The organism is Terriglobia bacterium (assembly GCA_020072565.1).
In the GTDB taxonomy this organism is placed as follows: domain Bacteria; phylum Acidobacteriota; class UBA6911; order UBA6911; family UBA6911; genus JAFNAG01.
On the sequence record JAIQGI010000014.1, the window covers coordinates 91626 to 116400 of the forward strand.

The 24775-nt window shown below is 58.2% G+C and carries 20 protein-coding genes; all 20 read right to left on the reverse strand.

What is annotated here, in order from left to right; genetic code table 11:
• Positions 1-133: 133 nt before the first annotated feature.
• The 20 genes from LAP85_10665 to LAP85_10760 all read right to left on the reverse strand — a co-directional run bounded on the left by LAP85_10665 (position 134) and on the right by LAP85_10760 (position 24516).
• A complete protein-coding gene (locus LAP85_10665; protein MBZ5496853.1) occupies positions 134-1951 on the reverse strand; it encodes an ABC transporter ATP-binding protein/permease in 1818 nt (605 codons plus the stop codon).
• A 140-nt stretch (positions 1952-2091) separates the two neighbouring features.
• Positions 2092-4383, reverse strand: coding sequence for a FecR domain-containing protein (locus LAP85_10670; protein MBZ5496854.1), 2292 nt, complete (start codon positions 4381-4383; stop codon positions 2092-2094).
• A gap of 248 nt (positions 4384-4631) precedes the next feature.
• Positions 4632-6455, reverse strand: a complete 1824-nt coding sequence (ptsP, locus tag LAP85_10675) for a phosphoenolpyruvate--protein phosphotransferase (GenBank protein ID MBZ5496855.1) — start codon at positions 6453-6455, stop codon at positions 4632-4634.
• Positions 6452-6727, reverse strand: a complete 276-nt coding sequence (locus tag LAP85_10680) for an HPr family phosphocarrier protein (GenBank protein ID MBZ5496856.1) — start codon at positions 6725-6727, stop codon at positions 6452-6454. Before LAP85_10680 ends, ptsP begins: the two co-directional genes overlap by 4 nt.
• The gene (locus LAP85_10685) at positions 6724-7122 is read right to left on the reverse strand and encodes a hypothetical protein (protein MBZ5496857.1); all 399 of its coding nucleotides are present in this window, start codon (positions 7120-7122) and stop codon (positions 6724-6726) included. The genes LAP85_10680 and LAP85_10685 overlap by 4 nt, the downstream gene beginning before the upstream one ends.
• 15 nt (positions 7123-7137) lie before the next feature.
• Positions 7138-8025 carry an RNase adapter RapZ gene (gene rapZ / locus LAP85_10690; protein ID MBZ5496858.1) on the reverse strand — a complete coding sequence of 296 codons (888 nt, stop codon included), beginning with the start codon at positions 8023-8025 and terminating at the stop codon, positions 7138-7140.
• 111 nt (positions 8026-8136) lie between these two features.
• A complete protein-coding gene (hprK, locus tag LAP85_10695; GenBank protein ID MBZ5496859.1) occupies positions 8137-9093 on the reverse strand; it encodes an HPr(Ser) kinase/phosphatase in 957 nt (318 codons plus the stop codon).
• Between the two features lie 23 nt (positions 9094-9116).
• Positions 9117-9656: a ribosome-associated translation inhibitor RaiA gene (gene raiA / locus LAP85_10700; protein ID MBZ5496860.1), complete on the reverse strand. Its 540-nt coding sequence runs from the start codon at positions 9654-9656 to the stop codon at positions 9117-9119.
• Positions 9657-9791: 135 nt separating this feature from the next.
• The gene (gene rpoN, locus LAP85_10705) at positions 9792-11243 is read right to left on the reverse strand and encodes an RNA polymerase factor sigma-54 (protein MBZ5496861.1); all 1452 of its coding nucleotides are present in this window, start codon (positions 11241-11243) and stop codon (positions 9792-9794) included.
• Between the two features lie 3 nt (positions 11244-11246).
• A complete protein-coding gene (gene lptB, locus LAP85_10710) occupies positions 11247-11978 on the reverse strand; it encodes an LPS export ABC transporter ATP-binding protein (GenBank protein MBZ5496862.1) in 732 nt (243 codons plus the stop codon).
• Between the two features lie 35 nt (positions 11979-12013).
• Positions 12014-14509, reverse strand: coding sequence for an LPS export ABC transporter periplasmic protein LptC (lptC, locus tag LAP85_10715; protein ID MBZ5496863.1), 2496 nt, complete (start codon positions 14507-14509; stop codon positions 12014-12016).
• 163 nt (positions 14510-14672) lie between these two features.
• Positions 14673-15398, reverse strand: a complete 726-nt coding sequence (locus LAP85_10720; GenBank protein ID MBZ5496864.1) for a hypothetical protein — start codon at positions 15396-15398, stop codon at positions 14673-14675.
• Positions 15399-15458: 60 nt separating this feature from the next.
• On the reverse strand, positions 15459-16523 hold the full coding sequence (gene prfB / locus LAP85_10725; protein ID MBZ5496865.1) for a peptide chain release factor 2: 1065 nt from the start codon (positions 16521-16523) through the stop codon (positions 15459-15461).
• 79 nt (positions 16524-16602) lie between these two features.
• Positions 16603-18198 carry an apolipoprotein N-acyltransferase gene (gene lnt / locus LAP85_10730; GenBank protein MBZ5496866.1) on the reverse strand — a complete coding sequence of 532 codons (1596 nt, stop codon included), beginning with the start codon at positions 18196-18198 and terminating at the stop codon, positions 16603-16605.
• The gene (locus LAP85_10735; protein MBZ5496867.1) at positions 18195-18863 is read right to left on the reverse strand and encodes an SPOR domain-containing protein; all 669 of its coding nucleotides are present in this window, start codon (positions 18861-18863) and stop codon (positions 18195-18197) included. The genes lnt and LAP85_10735 overlap by 4 nt, the downstream gene beginning before the upstream one ends.
• Before the next feature lie 9 nt (positions 18864-18872).
• Positions 18873-19613 (reverse strand): slipin family protein, encoded by a 741-nt coding sequence (locus LAP85_10740; protein ID MBZ5496868.1) that lies wholly within the window; start codon positions 19611-19613, stop codon positions 18873-18875.
• Between the two features lie 64 nt (positions 19614-19677).
• Positions 19678-20982, reverse strand: coding sequence for a nodulation protein NfeD (locus LAP85_10745; GenBank protein MBZ5496869.1), 1305 nt, complete (start codon positions 20980-20982; stop codon positions 19678-19680).
• Between the two features lie 106 nt (positions 20983-21088).
• Complete coding sequence (lipA, locus tag LAP85_10750) at positions 21089-22000, reverse strand: lipoyl synthase (GenBank protein ID MBZ5496870.1); 912 nt, start codon at positions 21998-22000, stop codon at positions 21089-21091.
• 170 nt (positions 22001-22170) lie between these two features.
• On the reverse strand, positions 22171-23268 hold the full coding sequence (gene leuB, locus LAP85_10755; protein MBZ5496871.1) for a 3-isopropylmalate dehydrogenase: 1098 nt from the start codon (positions 23266-23268) through the stop codon (positions 22171-22173).
• A 21-nt stretch (positions 23269-23289) separates the two neighbouring features.
• Complete coding sequence (locus LAP85_10760; protein ID MBZ5496872.1) at positions 23290-24516, reverse strand: aspartate aminotransferase family protein; 1227 nt, start codon at positions 24514-24516, stop codon at positions 23290-23292.
• Positions 24517-24775 lie beyond the last annotated feature (259 nt).

Here is a 24775-nt window from a genome sequence, read left to right on the forward strand (position 1 = left end):
GTTACTGCGACACACACCGCCCGCGAGGATTGCAGATCTTCTGCCGCCTCTGCGATTTCAGCGAGCTCTGCGTTGAGGTTTTTGGAATGCGGCTCCAATCAGCATGACATTCCCGGACGCTAAGACGGCTGTGTCAGGCTTGCCCCTGGGCAAACGCTTCGTCGGTCTGGAGGCGGAAATAGCGATAGTAAAGGCCGTTACATTCCAGGAGGCTGTCGTGGGTGCCGATCTCCAATATTCTGCCTTTATCTATGACAACGATCATGTCCGCGTTGCGGATGGTCGACAGCCGGTGTGCAATGACGAACGTGGTCCGATCCTGCATGAGATTGCCCAAGGCTTGCTGCACAAGCTGCTCGGATTCCGAATCAAGCGCCGATGTGGCTTCATCCAGGATCAGGATCGGTGCATTGCGCAGGATGGCGCGCGCAATGGAAATCCTCTGCCTCTCCCCCCCGGATAACCGCTGGCCGCGCTCGCCGATGCGCGTTTCATACTTCTTCGGCATCTGCATGATGAAATCGTGTGCCAGCGCGGCGCGTGCGGCCGCGACGATCCTCTCCTCCGACGCTCGAATGTCGCCGTAGGCGATATTGTTGTGGATGGTGTCGTTGAAAAGGAATGTGTCCTGAGTGACGATAGCGATGTTCCTGCGCAGCGAGCTCTGAGTGTAGTCGCGCACATCCACGCCGTCGATCAGCACCGCACCCGACGACACGTCGTAAAAGCGAGGAATCAGGCTCACCAGCGTGGATTTGCCCGAGCCGCTGCTCCCGACCAGGGCGACCACCCGATTGCGCTGGACCCGGAGATTGATGTTCTTCAGCACGGGCTTCTGGCCCCGCGGGCCTTGATAGTCAAAGCACACGTTTTCAAACCTGACCGAATCGTCCACGCCTTCGAGCGCGCGGGCGCCGGGCCGGTCGTGAATCTCCACATGCGTGTCGAAGAGCTCGTTGATCCGCGATGCCGAGGCGAAGGCGCGCTGGAAATTGACGTGCAGGCGGCTGAGCTTCCGGATCGGATCGTACATGCGGAAGAGAGAATAGATCGATCCGCCGAAGAGGCCTGGCGTCAAGGTGTGCGCATGGATGCGTGCATTCGCGTATATAAGGAGCGGAACTATACAAACCACCGCCAGCATCTCCATGACCGGGGAGTTGACAAACTGGATGCTGGCGGCCCTCATGTTGGCTGAGAACAACTTGGCGGCGACCTTCTGAAAACGGTTCTGTTCATGTTCTTCCATCCCGAATGCTTTCAGGATCCGCATTCCCGTGAGCGACTGCTGCAGCAAGTCGCTCAGGGAGGCAACGTTTTCCCGGCTGTGAAGGCTGGCCTGCCTGATTCGTTTGCCCATGGCCATGGTGAGACCAAGAGCCAGCGGGGCGATCGCGAGCGACAAACCGGCGAGCCGCCAGTCGATAAAAAAAATCCAGACGGTCAGCGAAATCAGGAGCACCGATTCACGAAACAGGTCGGCCACGGACGTTGATACGGCTTCCTGTACTTGCTCGACATCGCTGTTCATCCGCGACATCAAGAGGCCTGTGGAGCTTCTGGAGAAGAAGCCCATCGACTGGCTCAGCACGTGCCGGTAGAGCTGATTGCGCAGGTCAGTCACGACCCCCTGCCCCGCATAGCTCATGAGGTAGTTGGAAAAATAGAGGCACAGCCCCTTCACGAGGGTGAATACAAGGAGGGCGACCGCTACTTCTTCGAGGAGGCTCCCGGGCAACAGGGCCAGACCCCGCTTCAGTAGCTCCAGCTTCTTCTGGAGATCGCCGTTCAATTGGACCGTCTGCGTGCCCAGAAGTTCATCCAGCAGGGGGATGGCCAGGGCGGTGGTCAGAACCTCGAAGATCCCGGCCGCAAAGAGCAGGACGAAGGAGATGCCCAGATTGAGACGATAGGGTCGTATGAAGGGTAACAGCCGGCGGAAATCGTTCATTTGTTCCTGCCCAGATCGGGCATTCTAGGCCGCGGCGGACGACGGAGTCAATGCACAACGAGGAAGACCGCCAAAACCACAAAGACCTCTAAGAAATTCTCGATCTTAGAGGTCCAGGTGGTTCCTGCGGTTTGCCGTTGTTAACGCCGGCGCGGCGACTGCGAACCAGAGCGCGGGGCACTGGATTGTGGCGCTGCACGCGGGGCACTGGATTGTGGCGCTGCACGCGGGGCACTGGATTGTGGCGCTGCACGCGGCGCGCTGTACTGCGGCACCGAGCGGGGAGCGCTATATTGCTGCGCAGCGGCGCGTGGGGCACTGGATTGCGGAGTCACGCGCGTCACGGCAGAACTGCCTCCGTTATTATATGAAGGCCGGGCAGCATACGAGCGTGCGTTGCTGCTGGACTCGTTCTGGCTGCCATTCCAGGATGACACCGACCTGGCCGCGGTCTGCGCCTGGGGTGCGACCGCCCGTTCCGGCTGGTAGTCCCGAGGGGCCTGGTATGAACGGGGAGCGTAGTTAGACGACATTTGCCTTTCAGGCATCTTCTTGACCGCACCCGAACTGGCCGGAGGTGCTGAACTCGCCGGCGGCGCACTCCGCGGTGCGGCACTCGAGGGCGGTGCAGCACTCGCCGAAGGCCTTGAAATCCCCGAAGATCCGCTTGAAGATCCCATAGAGGAAGATCTATCTATCGAAGAAGAGGAAGAAGAAGAGGATCGATCCATCTGCCTTGCCGGAGGGTTGTAGTCTTGGGTTCTTCCTGAAGAGCTGCCGGACGAACTCATTCCGGGCCGGGATCCCGGGGGTGCGGAATCGATCATGCGCCCAGGGGCGTTATTCGCGGGTGGCGCCTGCGTGCGCGGCACTGAATTCTGGCGCTGCGGCGCCGTCTGCATATCCCTTCCCGCCTGTCCACTCGACGAGGAGCGGGATTGCGGGATCTGATACGATCTTGCCGGGGCGGCATTGCGGGCCGGAACATCCTGGGTGCTGCGGCTGCTCGTGTTCGGCACTGCTCTCACGTCTCTTGCCGATTGGTCCGCGCGTGTCCGCGGCACGGCGATCTGCGGGTTAGTGATGGAAACGAACTTGTCACCGCGCGCTCTGAATTCCGGCTGGGTGCGAACCACCACGGCGCGGGCCTTGATGTTCGGGCGTTCCGCAACCCGGTCAGGCGCCGGCGCGAAGCTTCGTGCTGTCGGCCGCACGTCGAGATTTCCGGTGACGATTCGCCCACCCTGCCGCGGATCAATCCCGCGCACCTGCTGCACCCTGGCTCCCAGACTCCCATTCACAAACACATCGGTTCGCACGCTGCGGAAAGCTCCCGGACCCTGCCGGTTGATGAGATCGTCGGGGCTGCGCCGCTGCAACAGTCTCAATTCATTGAGATAATACAGGTTAGCCCTATTGTTGAAGTTAAAATAGAAGTTATTGACATCATAGTAATCGCCGGGCCCGAGTGGGCACCAGGAAAGCCAGCCCGATCCCTGATAGAATCTGACCAATCCCGGCGAAAAGAAATGGAAACCAAATGACGGTCCAGGCAGCCAGCACCAGCCGAATCCGGGGCTGTCATACCAGCGACCGTAGTGATAGGGCAACCAACCCCAGGGCTCATACGAAACCCAAGTCCAGCCCCAGAGAGGCCGATACCACCAGCGCCCTTCCCAGTAAGGAGACCAACCGACGCTGACCTGCGGCACCCAAGCCGGGCCATAGCCGCTCACGTCCACCCAGCGGCCGTACCTATCCAAGTCACCGACCCCCATGTAGGTCGAATCCGCAACATACCTCCTGCTCTCATAAGCATTCTCATCGGCGTTGCGGCGGTCGTTCCATTCATCCCATGCGTCGCGCTGGTCGTAGCGCGCCAGAACCTCCGTTGCATTCTCGGCAGCGGGAACATGCAGAACTTCCCCGGACGAAACGTGCTTAGAGAAGCGGTTGTTGGCTGCCTCGATCGCACCCTTCCTGACGATTGCGTCGGAATCGCCGTTTTCCGCAATATCAAACCGGTAGCTGCCCTTCTCGCTGGTCGTAAATGCGGCGGCCGGAGTGTTGACCTCGAACCCCACGCCGCTTCGACTGGTCAGAGAGCACAAGCCGATCAAGGCGCGCAGCTGAATCAACTCCTCCCTCATTGTCAGGATTTCGACGTCGGTCTTCTCGGCCAGGCGCAGAACCGAACCATCGTCAAACTCGATTTCCGCCCTGCCATTTTCGCCCGTATAGATGCGATCGCCGGGCTGAAGCGCCATGTTGATGCTGGCCGCCGTCCACTCCACCTCATCGGTGTGCTGGAAGCTCACGTGTCCTTCCAGATAGGATAACCTTGCGATGCGGAAATAGTCCTTCGACTGTGCCATGCCATAGAAACTGCACAGGCTCAGGGCCAGGATCAGAAAGATCAGTTTGCGTGCCATAATAGCCTCCCGGAGTCTCCCCCAATCGCTGTAATGAAGCCGTCACCCATATAGATGCAGCTCCTGAGGCAAAGGTTCAGAAAAGAGAACGGCAAGAACACATTCGCATCATTAGATTTATCGTTCGCCCTCTTGCTGGCGTGATCTTTGCAAGTGAATTATCCCACATTTACCCCCCAAAAGCGATCAAACTGCAACTGAGGTAGTTTAAATAGATATCTGCTGTCTCTTACTGCCGCAGGCGGCGTCTAGCGGCCCGGTTGTACGGTGCCCGAGCGTCCCAGGTTGGTCTTGATCTCCTTCACGAAGGGGGTCAGGTCCAGTTTCACCAAACGCGAGACCCCATCGATCAGGAAATCAGAAACCTCCTGTGCGGTAGAGAGCATCATGGCCTTTTCCACCAACTTGCGGGCGGCCCGGACAGTCACAGCGCGCACCACCTGGCGGATCCCCGGTATGAATCGAGGGTTCATGCTCAGCTGGTCGTAACCCATTCCGAGAAATAGAACTGCGAAGAAGGGATTGGTGCACATTTCGCCGCATATGCGCACCGGCTTCTTGAGCCTCTTTGCGGTGGTGGCAATCCTGCTGAGGCATTGCAGGATGGATGGATGGAGGGGCTGAAACAGGTGGGCAACGTGCGGGTTGTCACGATCTACGGCAAGAAGATATTGAATCAGGTCATTGGTTCCTACGCACAAAAAATCCACCTCATGCGCCAGGCGGTCCAAGGTCAGCACGGCTGCAGGAACTTCGATCATGGCTCCAATAGGAATCATTTTGGGTATTTGGTCGCCTGCAAGGCGAATGCTGGTGCGGACTTGCTCGATCAGCTTCTTGGCTTCCCAGAGTTCCTCCACGGTCGAGACCATCGGCAGCACGATTTCCAGCTTACCTGAGCCGCTGGCGCGCAGAATCGCCTCAATCTGGGCAGCAAACTGGTCTTTGGCGCGCAGGCTGAGCCGTATGCCTCGCAGGCCCATGCTTGGGTTGGGTTCGGCGCTGGGCTCAGTGCGGGCCCAGGTCTTGTCGCCGCCCGCGTCCAGGGTCCGAACCGCCACCGGATGCGGAGCCATCTCCCGGGCCAGCATCTGATAGGTCTCCAACTGCTCGCTCATGCTGGGAAAACCCTGCGGATGGGCGAAAAAGAGAAACTCCGACCGGAAAAGACCGATTCCCTCCGCGCCGCACTTTCTTGCCGCCAGCACTTCGTGAGGCAACTCGGTGTTTGCCTGCAGCGACACGCGGCAACCGTCCTCGGTCAGGATGGCACCTCCCGGCGAAGCCGGCGGCTCCCCGGCCCCAAGGCGCGCCTCTTCGATCCTGGTGCGCAATCTGGTGACACGTTCATCGGAAGGATTCAGCACAAGCTGGCCGTCGTCTCCGTTTACCAGCACAAGATCGCCCGATGTCACGGTCGATAGAAAGCCCTTGATTTCCATCACCGCAGGAAGGCGCAAGCTGCGGGCAATAATCGCCGTGTGCGAGGTGCGGCCCCCGGATTCGAGCGCGAGAGCGCGGACTTTGTGCAGATCCATGGAAGCGAAGGTGGACGGGTTGAAATCGTGACCGATGACAATCAGTTCATCCGGAAGCGCGGTCCAGCTGAAGGGTTTGTCGCCAGACAGATTGAGGAGGATGCGCTCCACCACATTCTCAATGTCGCTCACGCGCTCACGAAAGTATTCGTCGTCTAGGGACTGATAGGCAATGCGGATCCGATCCGTGGCCTGCCGGACTGCCCATTCCGCGTTGGCGCCGTGGTTGCGGATGATGGAGATGATGTCCGCCATAAGACTCTTGTCTTCAAGCATGAGGATATGCACGTCCAGGATGAAGCCGTGCTCCGTGCCGACCTTTTTCTCCAGCCGGAGTTTCAGGCTCTCCAACTGCTCTTTGGAGGTCTGGATGGCCTGCTGGACGCGCTCGATCTCCGCTTCCACAGATGCGTCGTCGATGAACGTTTTGAGGATGACCCGGTTGTAGCTGTCGAGCTTCAGTGCACTCCCCAGCGCGACTCCGGGCGAGACACCGTTGCCCTGAAACACCACTTCAGCCTTTGTGCTGTTCAACTCTCTTCTCCGAATTTGTCAGCGAAAAGCTGCCCGATCGCTTCGTCGGCTTCGATCTCGTCGGCACCGCTGATGGAAACCACGAGCCTCGTCCCGCGCGCGGCGGCGAGCATCAAAACCCCAAGAATGCTCTTGCCGTCGATGGCCTGGCGGTAGCCGTCCCGGGCCAGGTGGATGTCGCTGCGGAAACGGGAAGTCAGGTGGACGAGTTTCGCCGCAGCCCGAGCGTGCAATCCCAGCTTGTTTTCCACCACAAGAACCCGTCGGATCATGTCGACAAAAAGTCGCTGGCCATGGCGATGCTTGACCGCCCTTGCTCGCATACAGTGCGTGCCAGAGCTTCGAGGGTTTCCCCTTCTTTTTGGCTCGCGATTTTTATGATCATGGGCAAGTTGGCTCCCGTTACAATATCCACTTTCCCCGGCTCGTGAAAGGAAAAAGCGATATTCGAAGGGGTGCCTCCGAACATGTCCGTCAGTATAAGAACGCCGGAGCCGCTTGCCACATCCGCAAGGCGCCGCTCGATTTCACTGCGCGCGTCGTTCACATCGTCGTGCCACCCGATAGAAACCGCTTGTATGTGCGAGATCTCGCCAACGATCATCTCCGCCGCCGCCAGCAGTTCCTGCGCGAGATGCCCATGGGTCACGACCAATGCACCGATCATAGCACTCCCTGTGGATCATGAACTCGTTTGAGGAAGCCGGCCCTGCCCCTCATCTCGGTGCCGGACTTTTATGGTCACGCTCCGAATTTTCAGCAGCCTGGCCAGCTCTTCGACCACATATACTGACCGATGGCGCCCTCCGGTGCAACCAATGCCCACAGTAAGGTAGGCCTTCCCTTCCTTGACATACAAGGGGATCAGGAATTTCAGAAAATCCAAAACTCGTCGGATAAACTCATCCGTTTCCGGGTGAGAGCGCATGTACTTCGCAACTTCGCGGTGCCGCCCGCTGAGCATGCGCAGCCCGGCAACAAAGAACGGATTCGGCAGGAAGCGCACGTCAAACAGCAGGTCGCTCTCGAGGGGAACGCCATGCTTGTAGCCGAAACTCACCAGATAGACGATGAGCTTTTCCGTCCGGGGATGTTCCCGGAAGCGGTCCATCACCAGTGCCTTGACCTCGTGGATCGAATACCCCGAGGTGTCGATGATGACATCAGCACGCTCCCGGATGGCGCGCAGGCGTTTGCGCTCGAGGCGGATCGCCTGACTCAGCGTCTTGTCCCCCGTGAGCGGGTGGGGCCGCCGGGTCTCGCTGAACCGCCGCAACAGAACTTCGTCGCGCGCCTCCAGATACAGTACGAAGAGACGAAACTCATATTCGCGCAAGCTCGAGAGCATTTTTTCCAGATCGCGCAGCTTCTCACCGGCGCGGATGTCAATCACGAGCGCAGCACGTTCGACCTCGCCGCCGCTGACGTGGATTCCCTCGATGAATTTGGGAATCAGCGGCACCGGAAGGTTGTCGATGCAGAAAAAACCCAGATCCTCAAAGGCCTTGAGAACGGTCCCTTTACCGGAACCGCTCATTCCTGTCACGACTACCAGTTCTTGAAGGCTCATGATGCGCTCGAAAGTTCCGGGCGAAAAGGGGACGTCCCGATCAGACGGTTCAGAACAGGCTACAGGAGCAGGAGGCCCGGAAAATCAGCATGAATCGCTGGTCGCAAGCAGCTAGCAAGGGGACCCGCTTCCGGTTTCGCTCCCGAGCAGTTCACCTGACAGCTGATAGCCGCGTTTACGCAGCAACTGGGTACGCGCAGCCACCTCGACCAGCGTGGACACATTCCGGCCCGGCGCGACCGGCATTTCGATTACAGGCATCGGCACTCCCAGGATCTCGACTGTCGGACGATCAAGTCCCAGTCGGTCATATTCACCTTCCGGCTTCCATCGTTCCAACCGAACAACAAGGTCCAGGGCATGGGTTTGCCCCGTCGCCGAAACGCCGAACAACTCCTTAATGTCGATGATCCCGAGGCCCCGCAATTCCATATGATGCTTTAAAACAGGCCCGCCTGCCCCGATCAGGCCGTTGATGCCGCGACGGGTGATCTCCACGCTGTCGTCGGCAATCAGGCGGTGCCCCCGCAACACAAGTTCCAGGGCGCACTCGCTCTTGCCGATTCCTGAGGGCCCCAGAATCAGAACCCCCAATCCGAAGACCTCTATGAAAACGCCGTGAATCGTGGTGCGCGGAGCCAGGCGCACTTCAAGAAAATCGCTGATCCTCCGGATGGCTACTGAACTTAATGCCGCCGTACGCAGCAACGCGATGCCGCTTTCGCGGGCCAGTTCCAGAAAGCCCGGAGGCACATCCAGCCCTTTGGTAATGACGATGCAGCAGATCTTAAGGCGGCCCAACCTGCGGATCGATTTCTCGCAGGCTGCCGGCTCCAAGATCCTGAGATAATTCATTTCACTCCCGCCGAGCAGTTGCACCCGGTCGGGATGGATGTAGTCCGTGTAACCGGCGAGCGCCAAACCAAGCTTCTGGATGCGCGGGGAGCGAATCTGGTGTGCCATCCCCTCGCCCCCGTAAATCACATCGAGTTCCAGTCCTAACTCAGGCGCAAGCGCGAACTCCGCTACAGTAATGCTCTCCGGCTGGCTTCCTTCCTGCTCAAGCATGGCATCCCGGTATTGCGCTCAAACTACTCCTGAATCAGGCCGAACGACCCGTCCTTGCGCCGATAGATGACATTCACGGATCCGGATTCCACGTTGCGAAAAACCACGAACGGGTAATCAGACTGGCCCAGTTCGACAGCTGCCTCCTCGACGGCCATCGGCTTCCTAGGGACAATTTCCTCACGGATTGCGACCCTCCGGTCGGTGCGCCCCGTCGATTTGGCACGGGCGAACCCTGACCTCTCTTCCACTGACTTGGCCTTCGCTTTCTGACGCTTAGTTTCGATCAGCCGGCCCTTGTTCTTGATCGCCTGACGTTCGAGCTTTTCGATGGCGCGCACGATGGATGAATACATGTCGCCGGTCTCGCCCTTCCCCGTCAGATCCAGAAGCTTCGACTTGAGAAGGATCTCCGCCGTGTGCCGTTGCTTCTCGACGTCGATGATTACATGAAAACTGGCATCCTCACCGAAGAACTTGCCGAACTTGCGCAATCTCTTCATGACATACGATCGGATGGCGGTCGTGATAACGACATGCCGTCCTGTGATCTCCACATTCATCTATCGATCCTTTCAATTGGCGGTAACCGGCAGGCAGTAGGCGGAGGGGCAGTTGGAAATCTGGTAGCGCTTGCTTCGCCTTCTGCGAAGTTGATCCTAGCCGCCTTGCACTGGCGACTGCCGGCTTCCTGCTGCCTACTGTTGTAGGAGATAACCGATCTTCCGTTCGCGAGAGCCCGGGATTTGCATCTGCTCCCGATATTTGGCCACGGTACGCCTTGTGATGAAGATGTTGTCGCGCCGCAGCAATTGCCCGATCTGATTGTCAGAGTATGGTTTCCCTTTGTTTTCGTTATCGATCAGTTTTCTGATCTTTAGTTTTACTTGCACAATCGAGAGTTCTTCTCCGTCCGGGCTCTCCACTCCCATGGTGAAAAACTTTCGCAATTCCATCACCCCTTGCGGAGTGTCGACATACTTGTTTGTCACGACCCGGCTGATTGTCGAGCTGTGCACGCCAAGCTCGCTTGCGACATCCTTGATCAGCATGGGTCGCAGGGCTGAGGGTCCGCGTTCGAGAAACTCCTGCTGCCGGTTCACAATGCACTCGCACACCCTGTATATCGTGCGTTTCCTTTGACTTACGCTTCTCAGCAGATCAACGGCAGAGCGAAATTTCTCACGCAGGAAAGCCTTCGTTTCGGCACTCACACCGTTGCTTCTGAGGAGTTCCCGATAACTCGAGTTCAAGCGCAGCTGCGGCATGCCCTCGTCATTCTGGATGATGACAAACTCTCCGCCGACTTTGGCAATGGTAACCTCCGGCTGCACGTAGTTGACATTCTGGGGATTGTACTTCTGTCCGGGTTTCGGGATCAGATGCTTGATGCCGTCAACCGCCTGCAGTACCGCTTCAAACGTGGACCCTGTGCGGGCAGCAAGGTCCTTGAACTTGTGATTTTCCAGAAGTGGGAGGTGTTCGCCCACAATTTTCGCGGCAAGGCTGTCCTTCAGGCCTCGTGCTTCAAGTTGAAGTAGAAGGCACTCCCGGAGATCCCGTGACGCCACGCCGATCGGGTCGAAGCTCTGTACCAATCTGAGCGCAGCCTCCGCCTCCTCCGGGGTGGCCATGGTCAGATCGCACAACTCTTCCATGCTCAGGAGCAAATACCCGTCTTCATCCAGGTTACCAATGATTTGACGCGCGATCTCCGCAGTGCGCTCGTCGGCGTCAGACAAGCCCAGTTGCGATGTCAGGTGATCGGTGAGCGAAGGGAGCCGCACGAGAAAAGTCTCGAACGACGGCTTTTCGGAATCCTCGACCTCCCGATTCTTGTAGCCTGTGTCCAGATATTCGCCGAAAAAGTACTGGAAATCGATTTCCTCGAAGGAATCTCTTTCTCGATCCCTTGTCTCCGGCGGCGTCTCGGCAACTTTCTCCTCGGCGCTTAACTCCTTCGGCGGTTCCGGCTCGGTAATCTCCTCAAGAATCGGGTTCTCGACCAGTGCTTGGGTGAGCATATCCTGCAGTTCCAGCTTGTTGAGCTGAAGCAATTCGATTTTCTGCAAAAGGGAAGGTGTAAGCGCAAGCCGCTGGGTCAGCCGCAAGTCGAGGGATTGCCGCAAATTCTGTCGCCGATTGTTCATCGCTTAGTTGAGCCTGAAGTTTTCGCCGAGGTAGACTTTTCTGACTTCATCGTCACTCGTCAATTCCTCGGGGGAACCTTCACGTAAGATCTTGCCCTCGTTTATTATATAGGCGCGATCCGTGATATTCAAAGTTTCCCGCACATTATGATCGGTAACCAGAACGCCGATTTCGCGATTCTTCAATTGCCCAATAATTCTCTGAATATCCAGCACGGCCAGAGGATCGATCCCGGCAAACGGCTCGTCCAAAAGTACAAACTTCGGCGTCAGGACAAGAGCCCGCGCAATTTCCAGGCGACGCCGCTCACCCCCGGAGAGCGTATACGCTCCCTGTCGGCGCAGGGACGCAATGCCAAACTCCTCAAGCAACCCCGTAACCCGTTCCTCCTGCTCTTCGGGCGAAACAGGCAGGGTCTCTGCAATGCTATGGAGATTCTCTTCCACCGTCAATTTTCTGAAAGCGGACGGCTCCTGAGGAAGATAGCTGATTCCCGATCGTGCCCTCTGGTACATCGGCAAGCCGGTGATATCGGAGCCGTTGAGCAGGACCTTCCCCGCATCGGGTGAGATCAAACCGACAACCATGTAAAAGGTAGTGGTTTTTCCGGCCCCGTTGGGGCCCAGAAGTCCCACTACTTCGCCTTGCCTGAGCTCGAGACAAACCTCGCTGACAACCCTCCTGCCTCGGTAAGACTTCTCCAAACCCAAGGCCTGCAACTTGTGATTATTCATCGTAAGTAATGCAATATCAATATGTTATATCAGGATTAGCGACCCAGCAAGATCCTATCATCGGCGGTAAAAAATGTCAATCGAGGTGCTGAGGACGTTCTCTTTTCCTTCTTGACATAATCTGTTATGGTCGCTGGGCTTCCGGTCACAATGAACTTCCCCTCGGCAGGAAAATATTCCGCCTCCAGACCATTCACTTCCCTGCCAGGCTGTGTAATTACAAGGTTTCCTCGCGCAATCGACCGCTCGACCTGCCTCCCTTCCGAGTCCAGGAAGACATCCATACTGTCGGCACGAAGCCTGGTCTTGGCCGAGTCGAGCACGACACCGCCCGCATAGTGGATACTGTTCGCAGCTCTGGAGTATTGAAGTCCGGCACTTCGAATCAGGACGGGGTCATTCTCTTTTGCCTTATCGTCTCCCTTGCCCGTCTGAGGTTGGCCTCCCAGGAGGGACTTCCCCGGACCCGCACTTCCGAACCGAAGTATGAGATGCCTGACATTTCCCTCTGCTTCGACGCGATTTCCCTTGTTCTGTATTACCAGGGATTGGGCTTGAAGCTGACCGTCCGCCGAAAGCAGGTGCACGTTGCCGGTGTAGCGGGCCTCGGCCTGTTCCGTCCTGTACTGCATCTCGTCGGCGGTCACGATGACCGAGGAGGATGCGTCCGAGGATGCAGTCAGGAAACCCTGGGGATTTCCTGCCGCAGACTTGAGGGTGGAACGGACTTGGCGCCGGACCGTCAGTATCTTCCCGGTTCGATCATACTCCATGAGTTCGCCGCTGGTGGAGGAGTCAGGGTCGGTAAAGCTCGGACCATCGCTCAAGACAAGCTTCTCGGTCGCTGCAGAAAAATCGCAAGTTCCGGACTTGGCGGTTCTGATTCCATCCTGATAGACAAAGCCGCCTGACTGGGTGATCGTTTCGGCACTCCCATCTGCTTCTTTGAATTTAGCCCTGATGTTCGAACTCGAAGTGTGGAACTCGTCAGGCTGTCCTTGAGTCCCGGCTTCCGCGGGCCTGCTATAAAACACCTGTACGTGCCCGTCCCCCGCCATGGATTGCAGGCGATTGTTCCCGGGATAGAAAAAGAAATCGACCCGATCACACTGCAGGCGCCGCACCTGAAGGCTGCCAGGCCCCGGCTTTGGGATTGCGTTCAATGTCACCCCGCCGCCGGCTGTTCCGGATTGCAGCGAATCTCCTTTTTCGGAGTAGCGCATGGTCAACGAGGAGGCTGAGAGAGACCGGCCGGGTTCCGCGGCACTTCGGCCGGGAGATCTCCATTGGACGGTCCGCTCGGCCTGCAGCTCACGCGGAACGCTTCGACCCTCGAGATCGCGAAACGCGACCCGAATATCCTCTGCCTGCAGTTCATCGGGCGCTGCGGTTCCACCGCCGATTTTCAGGCTGGCGTGGTCGCGGATATGCATGCTTTCGAGAATGTTGCCCTCCGGCACGAACACGGCTTCGAGCCAGTCTCCCCCGCCTTCCATGCCCTGCACTTCACGCTTGAACTCAAAGCGCACGCCCTGCTGGCTCTGAATTACGCGCGGCAGGCCTTTGACGGGATCCATGGTCAGATGGATCTGGGAGCCCGCAAGTTTCTGCCCTCCATCGGGAGACTTCAGTGAAAAGCTCGCCAGCCCAGAGAGGTGGATGTTTTCGAGTGCTTTCGATTCAAACCCGATGCCGAAGGTGATGATTTCGCCGCGCAGCGTGCGCACGTTATCTTGATCGGCAGACTCATAGATAGCATTTCCACGGCTGGCCAGGCTGGTAAGGTGTTTCTTGTCCGGGCTGAAAGTGGCTTCGATGCGATCCCCTGCGAGGGACCCGGCGGCAGATACAATACGCGCAGCTCCCTGCAGGCGTATGAGATGCTCCTGTTCCGAGTAGTACCCCTGCTGCGACGTGAGCTGATACTCCTCGAGGATCGACGACCCTTTGGTGCCCACGGCACGCCGATGCACTACAAATGCGAGATCGCTCAACAGCTCAATCCGCCTGCGCGCGTTGTCGTAGCGTACACCCTTGGCTGTTCCGGACGCCTGTGGAGAGGTGAGCCGCAATCGGTCGTCCGAATGGCCGGTCTGATCACCGATGCTGTAATAGAGCGTTTCCATGCGCAGTTCGATGTCCCTGCCCAGGCGAAGACGGACATCACCGGAAAAAAACGCCTGCTTGCGGACCCGGTCATACCACCCCATGTTGCTGCTGATGTGGTTGCGCTCGCTGCCGTCCGGGTTGAAATCATTTGCGTCGATGCCCTCGAGAAACTCCTTGTCTTCACGGGTTGTCAACAGCTTCTTCGCACTGACTTTGAACTTGGTGACCCCCTTCTCGGTCGCTGAGTATTTGACGTCTGTCGCCGAGCGGAGCAATTCGGGGCTCAGGATCTGAGTCGTCGGCTTGATAATGTCGCGGCGGCGGCGCCAGATCTGGACATAGTTCACCAGAACGGCAAGCGACACCAGCGCGATCAGGCCGAGCAGAAGCCTGCGCAAAAGTCTGACCTGGTATACCTGCAATGGAACTCCCGACGCCTACATGACAAAGAGATTACTAATCACTCATTGCCCGCAACGACAAAACGCCTGCAATCAAGACAGGAGCAATCATGAAATATTTGTGGAATTCGCGGCAGGTTTTTGAAGTCCGGCTTGAGATGCACGGGCGCTCCACCTCGAGACGCTACTTCGAGATCCCCATCGCATAGAAATTGAGGGGCACGACTTCCTTGGTCATCACCTTCACGTTCCAGATGTATCTGCGGACTATGTTGTCACTCGTCTGCACAAACGTCACGCTCACGTAGTAGGACTCCTCACCCTTGTTGGACGCCGACCAGTCCTGGAACTTTAGAGTCGGATCAGTTCCCTTGATCATAGCCGCGAGCGTCTGGTTCGAATTTACCAGGATGTCGTAGGCCTCCTGCTCGCTCTTCCCTTTCTTATATTGCGAATCGGCTCCGGCGCCGGCGGCCGCTTGCCCGCCCGTCGCCGCCGGTTCGGAGGGAGCGGGGACAGCTTTCGAGGCCGGCTTTCCCTTCGCGGCGGGGGGTGTGAAATCGATTGCCGGGGGAGTGGTCTGATCGCCCCCTACGGCAAACCGGACTTGCGGCCGCGGCGACACTTCGATATTCGGGAGATAGGAGGGGCGCACTTGCTGGGAGCGTTCATACTCGTGCGGAAAGGGTTCATGGTTCTCCCCAACCACCGCTTTGGCAGGAGCCTGAGGAACCGGCTCCCCGGCAGCTGCGGACCGCAAAGTCTCGACTCGTGAACGCAACCGCTGCCGCAAGGACGGCACCCCGACTATGGGAAGGCCGGCGATGGTTACGAAGATGAGCAGGCCCAGATAGATTTTCCGGTGATAACCCGATCGTCCTGAGATGTGCCGGGTGGTCATGTTTTGCATCTTCGCCTGCATCTCCTTACTTTTCAGTACAACCTTTGGATTTGGCGAGCTCTCCTGTCACTATCGGGCAACCTTGGCATTGGCATCGCGCTTCCTGGATTTCTCGCGATGGACCAGATACTCGTAGATCAGCTCGTCGATATCACCGTCCAGGACCCGATCTGTATTGGAGGTCTCGAATTTGGTGCGGTGATCCTTAACCAGGCGATACGGATGAAGGACGTAGGAGCGGATCTGGCTCCCCCAGGCGATATCCAGCTTGGCATCTTCCACTGCCTGCATTTCCTTCCGCTTCTTCTCCAGTTCGAGATCGTAGAGGCGGACACGCAGAATCTTGCGCGCCATATCGCGATTCCGTATTTGAGACCTTTCGTTCTGGCACGATACGACGATTCCTGTGGGAATGTGCGTGATGCGAACCGCGGAATCCGTGACGTTGACATGCTGCCCGCCCGCTCCGGAGGATCTGTAAGTGTCAATGCGAAGATCCTTCTCATCGATCTGCACATCGATCCTGTCATCAATCTCCGGATATACGAACACGGAAGCAAAGCTCGTATGCCGGCGCGCGGCAGCATCGAAAGGCGAAATGCGAACCAGCCGGTGCACTCCGATTTCGGCGCACAGGTTGCCGTAGGCGTAATCCCCCTTCACGAGAAAGGTCACTGACTTGATGCCGGCTTCTTCACCCTGCTGATAATCCAGGATGTCCGTTGCGTACCCCGAGCGCTCTGCCCAACGCAGATACATGCGCAGCAGCATTTCGGCCCAATCCTGCGACTCGGTGCCCCCGGCGCCGGGATGAATGCTGACAATCGCATTGGTATCATCATGCTCTCCGGAAAGGAGAGTGCGAATCTCAGTCTGCTTGATCTCCTGCTCCAGACGTTCCACTTCGACCTTCAGCTCGGCGAGCACGTCCTCTCCTTCAGCGGCGAGATCCATCAGAGCTCCAAGGTCGGACATGTCCCGAGCCAGTTTCGAGTCAAGCTCAACGTCGCGTTCGAGCTTGCGCCGGTTCTGCAAGATCGCCTGAACTTCTTCCTGCCTGTTCCAGAAGTCGGGCTGTGCTACTTTCTTTTCGATTTCGAGGATTTCCGCGCGTTTGTGCTCTGCATCAAAGATAACCTCGAACCTGCTCCACCTTCTGTCCAAGCGCAATCACCTTGTCGCGCAACTCTTCAAGCATGCCTGCCTCCACTATTTACGGATGAGCCGGGAACACCGGCAACCTGGTTCCTCGCATGAGGCTCCAGAGTAATGCCAAACAAATAATGATAACACAGAGGATAGGGAAAGAATCGCCATGACGCGCGTAGAAGGTCTCGCCCGAAAGAAACGCGAAGCCGCCGACGGCCGTATCTTCCCGTAGAAGTCCGGTCTGCACTTGAATTCTCCCGCTCGGCTCCACGATAGCCGAAATACCCGAGTTGGCTGCGCGCAGCAGATAGCGCCTGCACTCGACCGCTCTCCAGCGCGCCATCGTTAGATGCTGGTAAGGAGCTGAAGTATCACCATACCAGGCATCGTTGGTCAAATTGATGATCAACTGGCTGCCCCGCCGGATGAACTGCCGCGAGAGTTCCGGGAAAACCGCCTCAAAACAGATGATGACGTTCGTGAGATGGCCCCCGAGGGGCACGGTCACAAAACTGTTCCCCGGATAGAAATTCCCTACGTCCTTCGATATCGTCTCGCTGAAAAAGAAGAGCTTCTGCAGAGGTATGTATTCGCCGAAGGGCACGAGGTGAATCTTGTCATATCTCCCCACCTCGGTTCCATTCCGGTCAAGAAAGAATGCGCTGTTGAAGTACCTGGATGTGCCCTCCACCTCGCGAAAATAAATGTTGTTGAAAACCAGCCCGAGCGGGAATCGCTGCGCGAGGCTGCGCTGAATCTCCTGGTAACCCGGATCGTGCTGGAAAATGACCGGCGAGGGTGCCTCCGGCAGAACCAACAGGTCGATCCGTGCAGGGCCCAAACGATCGGCCATTTGGACATACCCTTGCTGGTACTTCCACGCCAGCGCCGATTCAGGCACATCGACGGACAGGTTGCCCTGCAGCAGCGCGGCGCGGTACTCAGGCTGCGTCCGATCCCAGCGATGCAGGCTTCCGGTGCCATAGGCCAGAGCACCCGCCAGCATCGCGGCCGCACCCAGGGTCGCCAACCCGTTGTAGCTGCGGTGCACCAGGACCCACGCGATCACCACGTTGACCCAGACAATCAGGAATGAAACGGCGTAGACGCCTGCGAGGTCGGCGATCTGGATGAGCCTCAGATAATCGGCCTGGGAATAGCCGACCATCAGCCAGGGAAATCCCCCGAAGGGGAACAGGCTGCGCACATAGTCCAGGGTGACCCATGCGGGCGCCAATATCAGCAGGAATCCCGAGCCGCCGCGATTCATGCAGAAGCGTGTAAGGGCGCACGCCGCGGCGGGATAGCACCCCAGGATCGCTGCCATCAGGATAAAAAGTGACCACGCCCCGGGTGCAGGCAAGCCACCATAATGGGTGAGGACCCGCGGGATCCAGTAAAGCAGAGCGAGGAATTGAAGCATCCCGGCCAGCGCGCCGCCCAGAAAAGCACTACGGGGCCTCCGTACGCGCGCCACATAGAAAATGAGCGGGACCAGCGCTACCCACGCGAGATAACTCTGACTGAGTTTTGGGAATGAAGCCCAGGCAATAATCCCGGACAGCACCGGAAGGAGCAGAAGTGGTGGCAGTCTTTGATGAGTTCTGGTTGTAGTCAGCAGCAGTTGCCCTTCCACCCTCGCCGGCGCGCGATGCGTCAATTGGTCTTAATGAAGCAGGGGAATCCTGCTTTCTGCAGTTTCTTCTGCATCGCCACGGCATCTGCGCGCGACTCGAACTTACCGACCTTGACCAGGTAAAGCTGATCAGCCGATTTAGGAGCTTCGATCACGCACGGGAATCCCTTCGCCTTGAGAGCGTCCGCTTTGATCTCCGCTTCGCGGCGCTCCCGGAAGGCTCCGGCCTGAACGCTGTAGCCCACCTTTGCGGCAGGGATCATCGACCCCACCGCAGGCGCCGGTGCCGCCCTGTTCGCGTTGGGAGAGGAGGGTGAGGGCTTTTTGGTTTCCGGAGTTTGCATCGCTTTTGCCGACTCTGCAGGAGGAGTCGCCTTGCGCGCATCGGGTTGACCGCTTTGGACGCTCTTGTACCAATCCAACTGTTCGCGCACCGACCGATCCGTGGCTGGCGTAGCGGTCGTTCCGGTGGCGGGGGCCTTCGTGTCGGGTCCGGCGATCTCGGCGGCCGTGGTTGCAGAGCTGGATGGTGTGCTCTCGACCCGAGCCTGAACAGCCTGCCGCTTCCCCTCCATGAAACCGATGACGAAGAACGCGCCGCAGACCACAATCAGCAGCATAAAACCAAGAATGAGTTTCCGGTTATCCAGGACGAGCTCCGTCCCGGCTTCAGCGCCTCGTTGATCCATTTTTTCTGCCTATGAGTTTTTCTTCAGCCAAGTCTGGATAATATCAATCGGGACCGGGAAAACAACCGTCGTATTTTTCTCATTCCCGATGTCGGCCAACGTCTGCAAATAACGGAGCTGCAGGGCAACCGGTTCCTTGGCGATGACGTCGGCCGCCTCGCGGATCTTCGCCGCAGCCAGAAATTCACCTTCCGCGTGAATGATTTTGGCGCGCTTGTCGCGTTCAGCCTCGGCCTGGCGTGCGATCGCCCGCTGCATCTCCTGCGGCAGATCCACCTGCTTGACTTCGACCAGGCTTACCTTGATGCCCCAGGCATCGGTGTGTTGGTCGAGGATTTCCTGGAGCTTGACATTCAGCTTTTCACGCTTGCTCAACAGGTCGTCAAGATCCACCTCGCCCAGAACCGAGCGCAGCGTTGTCTGAGCCAGCTGTGAAGTGGCATAAATATAATTTTCCACTTCCACAATGGCCCGTGGTGCATTCATGACGCGAAAATATACGATCGCATTCACCTTCACCGATACATTGTCGCGCGTGATTACGTCCTGCGGCGGCACTTCGAGCGTTACGGTGCGCAGGCTGACGCGCACCATCTTGTAGACGGGCCAGAAAATGAAGACCACGCCGGGACCCGACGCATCCTTTGCCAGGCGGCCCAGGCGAAATACCACAGCGCGCTCATATTCCTTCAGAATGTTGATCGTGCTCAGCAGGTAGAGTATTACGATTGCAATTCCGAACAACAGCATCTGTGTAGGTTCCATGGTTCCCCCAAGACCGACGAATGTTGCCGCGCATGCAGCGCGGGTAAGCCTATGATTGGACCTCTTCGACTTTCAGCATCAGGTTTTCGATCCCGACTATGCGCACCGGCCTGCCTGCAGCGATCGGCACGGACGACTGCGCCTGCCAGTATTCTCCACGCACCCTGACACGACCGCTGGCAAAAACTTCGCTGTCCGCCACTCCGACCAGTCCGATCATGCCGGCGCTGCCCGTGGACGCTTTCTGACGATACGACTGGATCAGAGCGAACAGCAGGATGATGAAGATGACGGCAAACGGGAGCGCGGCCGAAAGCGCAGTCGCGATCCCGATCCTTACCGCCGGATCGGGGCTGTCAACCAGAATAAGCATGCCCATGACCATCGAAACCACCCCGCCGAGACCGAGTATGCCGAATCCCTGCACTTTGACTTCGGCGACAAACAGGCCGATGGCCAGAAGGATCAGCAGCACTCCGACGTAATTGATGGGTAAGAATGAGAAGCCCAGGATCGCAAGCAACAGACAAATGCCTCCGATCACCCCCGGAGCTACCATCCCGGGGTGTGTGAATTCTATGTAAAGCAGGATCAGGCCGAGAACCCCCAAGATCAAGGCGAGGTTGGGCTGGGAAATCGTGGCCAGGAACTTTTCGCGCGCGGTCATCTGATAAACGACCACCGCCTGTCCCTGCGGCGCGAGTATGACCTCCTGCCCGCTAAAAAGCTGGGCTTTGTAGCCCTGCAGTTGCCGGAACAGCTCGCCCTCGTCCTTGGCCACGAAGTCAATCAGATGCTTCTCCAGCGCCTCAGTCTCGGTAAAAGACTTACTCTCGACGATCCCCTTTTCCGCTTCGGCGATGTTTCGATGCCGTTTGCCGGTAATGCTGCGCAGGTATGCCGTCGCATTGCTTGTGATCTTGTCCGTGAGTGTCTTGCCTGCCTCGCCCCCTTCTACTGGAAATCCTGCAATCGCAAGCAGGGGATGGGCTGCACCCGTGTTGGTCCCCGGTGCCATCGCCGCAACGTCCGCGGCCATCAGAAGAAAGAAGCCGGCCGACGCCGCCGATGAGCCGCTGGGCGCAACGTAAACGACCACGGGAATCGGGCTGTTCAACATCGCCGAGATGATTTCCTCCATGGAGGAACCGAAGCCTCCAGGAGTCCGCAACTGGATCAGGATGAACTGTGCATGCTCCACCCTGGCTCTTCCGATGCTCTTGACTATGTATTCGGCAGTGATCGGGTCGATCGTGCCGTTCAGATCGATCCGGGCAATCTCGGCGCGCGCGGGCGGGCCGGCGGCGAGGCAAAGCACTGCAGAGATAATGGCAAATCGCAGTACGGTTGACATAGGATCAGTCTTCGATAGTGTTCAAGATGAATCATATCACAGAACAGAAACCGGCCTCATCTCCAATTGACAATTGACGAAGGATGCAGGCAGAAATCGTCGCGCGTCACTTGAAGATGATTTCCTGCTTCTCGGCGTGATAGGAGGAACGTACCAGGGGTCCGGATTCGACGTAGGAAAAGCCCAGCGACAGGCCGATGCTGCGCAGGTCGCTGAACTCTGCCGGAGTGTAGAAGCGCTCGACGGGAAGATGCTGTTTGGTCGGTTGCAGATATTGTCCCAGCGTGAGGATGTCCACCCGGACACCCCGCAGATCCTTCATGACCCCGACGACCTCATCCAGCTGCTCGCCAAGCCCAAGCATGATGCTCGATTTGGTGACCATTTCCGGGCCGAACGACTTGGCATGGAGAAGAAGGTCCAGGGAACGGCGGTACCGCGATCCGGCGCGAGCGCTGCGGTACAGCCGCGGGACCGTTTCCACATTGTGTGCCAGTACGTCCGGCCGGGCTTCGACCACCTTGCCCAAGGCAATCCGGTCGCCGCGAAAATCGGGGATCAAAACTTCGATCTTGATGCCGTGACAAGCCTGCCGGGTCAGACGGATCGTCTCGGCAAAAATGGAGGCACCCCCATCATCCAGGTCGTCGCGATCCACAGAAGTGATCACGGCATACTTAAGGTTCAGCTGCCGGATCGCTTCCGCAACCCGGCGCGGTTCGTCAAGGTCATAATCGGGAGGCAGGCCCGTTTTCACTGCACAGAATTTGCAGGCGCGCGTACACACGTCCCCCAGGATCATGAAAGTCGCAGTGCCCGCTCCCCAACACTCCCCGATGTTCGGGCAGCGCGCATCCTCGCACACGGTGTTCAGATGTTGCCGGTGCACCAATCGCTTCAGCTCGGAATACCTTTCACCTGCAGGCAGGCGCACCTTCAGCCATTCCGGACGCGGCTTGCGCGCAGGAGCTCGGGTGTCGTCCAGGATCTTGAAGCCGTCGTCGGAACCGGTTTTCATCTTTCAATGATACGGCTAAATTCGACTCGTCCCAAACTCGAACTCTCCGCGGAGCGGGAAGCAAGTCGCCCCGTTCCCCAAACTGCTCCGAGAACAACTCCTCAAAAACGGAAAGGGGCCACGAATGACTCGAACTTCACAAATGGCGCCTGAGCGGCTGCCTTGCAGACTCACCCGGCTTCCGCTTCCTCGAGCCGGTCCAGTACCTGTCTGCCGAACTCGGCCGTGCCGACGGCTTTTTCACCTGCACGGCACAGGTCGCGCGTGCGGTAGCCATCAGCCAGCGTGCGGTCAACCGCCCGGGTGATTCTCAAGGCCAGATCCGCGCGCCCGAACGAAACCTCGAACATCAGCGCGACGCAACCGATGGCCCCAATCGGATTGGCTGCGTCCCCACCCGCCAGGTCCGGCGCAGAACCATGCACGGGCTCGTACAGGGCTGGGCCACTGCCCACACTGGCCGACGGCAGCGTGCCGATGCTGCCGGTCAACACCCCGCCGATATCGCTGAGGATGTCGCCAAAAGTGTTCTCCGTCAGAATGACGTCAAACTGCCTCGGTTTCAGCACCAACTGCATCGCGCAATTGTCCACATATTGGTGAGCCAGAGTCACGTCGGCATAGCTTTCATGAACTTCTTCCACGACCTGCCGCCAGAGCGCACTGACTTCCAGCACGTTGGCCTTGTCGACGGAAGTCACGATCCTGCGGCGTCTTCGGGCGAGATCAAATGCTGTGCGTGCGATGCGTTCAATCTCATCGCGGCCGTAAACCATGGTGTTCAGCCCGACTTCCGAACCGGACTTTCCGGATATCCCCCTCGGCTGCCCGTAATAGAGTCCTCCAGTCAGTTCACGCACCACGACAAGGTCAACCCCCTCGATCACCTCCGGTCTGAGCGGGGAACAAGCGAGCAGGGGCGGGATCTGCCGCACCGGCCGCAGGTTGGCAAAAAGCCCCAGCCCCTTGCGCACACCGAGTAGCCCTTTTTCCGGCCGCAAGTGCGAAGGGAAACCATCCCATTTCGGCCCCCCGACCGCCCCGAGCAGGATGGCATCGCTTTTCCTGCAGGCATCGAGCGTCTCCTCCGGCAAAGGTGTCCCACTGCGGTCCAGAGCGTCACCACCGACAGCCGCCCGTTTCGTCGTTACCGCGAAACCGGCCCACCGGGCCACTTCCTCGAGAATCGCAACCGCCGGAGCAAGCACTTCGGGACCGATGCCGTCACCGGGCAGCAGGCATATCGATTTGGAACCAATCCCTGTCATCATCAAACCTTCCAATCATTATTAGATCTCGCTCAGGACGTGATCGAGCGCGCTCACAAACTCATCGATTTGTTCCCGCGTAATGATAAGAGGCGGTACGAGCCGCAGTGCCGTTCCATGCGCCGCGTTGGCAACGACGCCGCGCCTCAGGAGCTTCTTAACCACTTCCGGCGCAATCGCGCCGACCTCGACTCCCACCATCAGGCCGAGGCCCCGCACATCGCTGATCGATGGGTGTCGGGCTTTCATGGCATGAAGCTTCTGCATCAAGTATTTGCCGTGTTCGGCGGCCTTTGACGCCAATCCTTCGTCTTCGATCACATCCAGGGCTTCGAGCGCAAGCCGGCAAGCCAGCGGTCCCCCGCCGAAGGTGGTCCCGTGCTCCCCGCTTTTCAAGCACTGGCCCACTCTGGCGCTGCCTATTACTGCGCCCAGCGGATAGCCGGCGGCAATCGCCTTAGCCAGAGTCAGGAGGTCCGGTTGTATTTGAAAGTGTTGGAAGGCAAAGTGCTTGCCGGTTCTCGCAAATCCGGTCTGAATCTCGTCGAGAATCAGCAATGCCCCATGGCGATCGCAAAGTTCTCTGGCGGCTGCCAGGAAATCCGCCGGTATGGGCCTGACGCCAGCCTCCCCTTGAATCGGTTCGAGAACCAGGGCGCAAACGCGATCATCGAAAGCCTTGGTCAACGCTGCCGGTGTGAGCTCCGATACAACTCCGACGTCTGCGAGCAAGGGGCGGAATGGTGCCTGGTACTTCTCCTGCGCCGTGATGCTCAGAGCGCCGAATGTGCGCCCGTGGAAGGAGTTCTTGAGGCACAGGAACCGCGTTTTTCCCTCATGTCCCTGGCTTCGGGAATAGGCTCTCGCTATCTTGAGCGCTCCCTCCATCGCCTCGGTGCCGCTGTTGGTGAAGAAGACCCTGGACAATCCTGTTATTTCAGCAAGCCGTTTAGCGAGTTGTCCCTGATAGGGATGGTAAAGAAGGTTGGAGCAGTGCATCAGCATCTGCGCCTGCTCCTGAAGGACCTTCAATATGCGCCGGTGCCGATAGCCCAATGAGTTGACTGCGATGCCGGCGAGAAAGTCGAGATAGCGGCGTCCCTCGAGGTCGAACACGTAGGCGCCTTCCCCGCGCGCGAGAAAGAGCTCGTAGCGCGAGTATGTGGAAAACAGATACGTGCTTTCCAGCGCTCTAATCTCCTCCGCGCTTATGCGCGCATACCGATCCGGAACGTCAACGATTGTCATGGAACCATCTCCTTCCCGAAAGATCGTAAATTATAATCGTGATGCGACCGAAACCCAATAAATCTCCTTCGGGCCGGCATGCGCGCCGCGCGACACCCGGGCGCATGCATATTGCCGCCAGCCTCGAGCGCTCAATGCGGAAGATGCGGAGGGGAGCAGGGGGACGCAGAGCATTGATAGCCTCCGCCTCCTCTGCATGAGTCGTTCGTTTTCGACTCCTATTTTCCCTGCCAGCCGCGACGGCCCTGCCAGAGTTCGG